The sequence below is a fragment of the Tenacibaculum sp. TC6 genome, from assembly GCF_050606265.1.
Lineage (GTDB): Bacteria > Bacteroidota > Bacteroidia > Flavobacteriales > Flavobacteriaceae > Polaribacter.
Genome location: NZ_JBOCUK010000073.1, coordinates 1 through 1,933, shown reverse-complemented (window position 1 = coordinate 1,933; position 1,933 = coordinate 1). Strand labels below are relative to the sequence as shown.

Here is a 1,933-nt window from a genome sequence, read left to right as displayed (position 1 = left end):
CGCCTCAGATTTAGCCTTATGCTACCAAGATGAAGATAGTTCTAAGGATTTAAACGAGAGAGTGCAGGAGCTACGGTATGCTTTGGATGTTTTAACAAAGCTTTACGCAATGGATTTGTTTTGAGTGATTTACGAAGTAAATATGCTTGAATGACTATAGGGAAAAAGTCCTTTTTCAAAGAAAAAGGACTTTAATATTAGATTTAAAGTCAAAACCTATTATTTTTAAAATTAAAAGTAGATGACAAATTTATGATGAATTAGAAGTTTTTTTTAGAATCCAAACATCTTGTTGAGGCTTTTGGTTTTTAATTACACCATGGATATGTTCTAAAACCGTAAATCCATTATTTTCACAAAGATTTTTGAAGTAAGTAAGAGGTTGGTAAGAGGCAAAAAGTCTATTACCCTCTTTCTTATATTTGTGTTCTACTAATTGACCATTTAGAAATAGTTCTTGTTCGTGGTTATTTAATTTATGTATAAAAGATTCTCCATGGGTAGTAATGAGAAGTATTCCTGACTTTATAGTTATCCTATTTAATTCCTTAATCCATTTAATATGCATTTCGTGAGATAAATGTGTAAATATTGAGATGCCATAAATAGCATCAAAATAGTTGTCTTCGAATTTAAGAGGAGGGGATAATTGATTAAGAGTAAAACGGATATTTGTTAAATTAGAAGTGCACCATTCAATGTAGTTAACATTGTAATCAGTACCAAAGTATAGATTTTCTTTTCCCATAATTTTAGGTAAGTGACGAATTACTCTTCCAGGTCCACAACCCCAATCTAAAATTTTACTTTTTGGGTTAAATTTTATATGTTTTTTAAAATTATTAAATATCCATTTTGCTACATGAGCTCCTCCGAAATAGTATCTAGAATAGTCTAAACCAAATGTTTCGTATAAATAAAAATCAGGAGGTAAGCTAATATGAGTGTTTTCTCTTAAGAAGATGTTGTTTTTCTTTTTATTCTTTAGTCTATTTATTTGGAAATTAAATTGCTCAAATAAAGGGAAAAGACCTAATTTTAAAAGTATTTTTTTTAAAAGTATTTTTTTCACTAGAGATTTTTTTATTTAGAGCCGTAAAATTATAATAATAAATCAATAAAGTGTTTATTTATACACTTCTTAAATGATTTACCTAAATTAAAAAAATACTAAGAGTACTTTTGCGGTTGTATGAAAATTGCAATAATAACAGATATTCATGAAGATTGTTTTTCTTTATTAAAAGTTTTTAAAGAAATTGAAAATAGAAAAATAGATAAGGTATTTTGTTTATGTGATATTGTAGGTTTTAACTTGGAGTATCATCATCATTATTTGGATACAATCTATCTATTACCAACTTAAAAAGAAAGAAGGAGTATATATCCCTATTGAAATTACAGAAACTGGGGTATCAATAAATAGCGAACTCACTAATTTTAATGCAGTCACTGTATTTTGGGTAGATGAACGAGATGCGGAAACCCCTCTATTACTTCTCCTAATTAAAAACACTTCACCGAGTGTAAAGGTGCTTGTTAACGAACCTGAAAGATCTTCAAATGAGGTAAGAGATTATTTAGCTCAACGTATCAAAGAAGAAAAGATTAAATTATCCTTTACTCAGGAGTTGATGAATTCAATTTAAATCATACCATATTAAGATGACAAATAAAGTTTATAAAATGTCTAGTCCTCAATGTTTTTTATTAAACTACTTAATTAACTATTAATTTAAAAGTGATGTAGCTTTTAATGATTTGATTTAAATAAAAGCAATTTCATATTAAAATATGTATTACTTTTACTTTCATGAAATGTAAGCTTCCCAAAAAACCGAACTGTTTAAAAATATAAAGATTAATTTTAACTTTAAACAGAAAACGATGCGCAAGAGTAAATTTTCACCCTCACAGATTGCCAAGATTTTAA

Annotated in this window: 2 protein-coding genes; one reads left to right on the top strand and one right to left on the bottom strand. The window is 27.4% G+C overall.

Annotation, left to right across the window (positions count from 1 at the left end; genetic code table 11):
- Window positions 1-250: 250 nt before the first annotated feature.
- Window positions 251-1,072: a class I SAM-dependent methyltransferase gene (locus ACQY1Q_RS17335; protein WP_431006588.1), complete on the bottom strand. Its 822-nt coding sequence runs from the start codon at window positions 1,070-1,072 to the stop codon at window positions 251-253.
- Window positions 1,073-1,192: 120 nt separating this feature from the next.
- Here ACQY1Q_RS17335 and ACQY1Q_RS17330 point away from each other — a divergent pair, with 120 nt between their 5' ends.
- Window positions 1,193-1,366, top strand: a complete 174-nt coding sequence (locus tag ACQY1Q_RS17330; RefSeq protein WP_431006587.1) for a metallophosphoesterase — start codon at window positions 1,193-1,195, stop codon at window positions 1,364-1,366.
- Window positions 1,367-1,933 lie beyond the last annotated feature (567 nt).

Excerpts from the sequence above, each read along its gene's own strand:
- ACQY1Q_RS17330 (WP_431006587.1), top strand. The coding sequence starts at position 1,193 with ATGAAAATTGCAATAATAACAGATATTCATGAAGATTGTTTTTCTTTA.